The sequence below is a fragment of the Aeromonas sp. 1HA1 genome (assembly GCF_029237385.1).
Classification (GTDB): domain Bacteria; phylum Pseudomonadota; class Gammaproteobacteria; order Enterobacterales; family Aeromonadaceae; genus Aeromonas; species Aeromonas popoffii.
In genome coordinates this window covers 1-505 of sequence record NZ_JAACGC010000231.1, presented here as the reverse complement: position 1 = coordinate 505, position 505 = coordinate 1, and the positions used below count along the sequence as shown (strand labels likewise).

Genomic DNA, 505 nt, shown 5'->3' with positions numbered 1-505 from the left:
TGTCCGCAAGGGCCAGTCCCGCCTGACCCAGATGGACGACCAGATCCTCGCCCTCTACGCCAAGGGCTTGAGCACCCGGGATATCGTTGACGCGTTCAAAGAGATGTATGACGCCGACATCTCGGCGGGGCTGGTATCGAAGGTGACTGAACGCGTCATCGAGCAGGTCCACGAATGGCAAAACCGGCCGCTGGATCCGCTCTATCCCATCGTCTATCTGGACTGCATTGTGCTGAAGATCCGCGAGAACCAGCGGGTAAGCAACAAATCGCTGTATCTGGCGCTGGGCCAGCCGCAAACAATCAGCATGACGTTGAGAGCTATTGTCAAATCTGGTGTATGGAGTCGGTCAGGCGGCATTCCTGTCTGACTCATCCAGCGAGCTATTGTCAAATCTGGTGTATGGAGTCGGTCAGGCGGCATTCCTGTCTGACTCATCCAGCACCTGTACTCCGTCCTTGAATTTCACGTTGTTTACCACCAACGTCAGCAGCACAAATCCCTT

At 55.4% G+C, this 505-nt stretch carries 1 pseudogene; it reads left to right on the top strand.

The features are described 5' to 3' along the window. Positions 1-286 (top strand): annotated as a pseudogene (locus GWQ22_RS21815) (transposase); the annotation flags it as partial. Positions 287-505 lie beyond the last annotated feature (219 nt).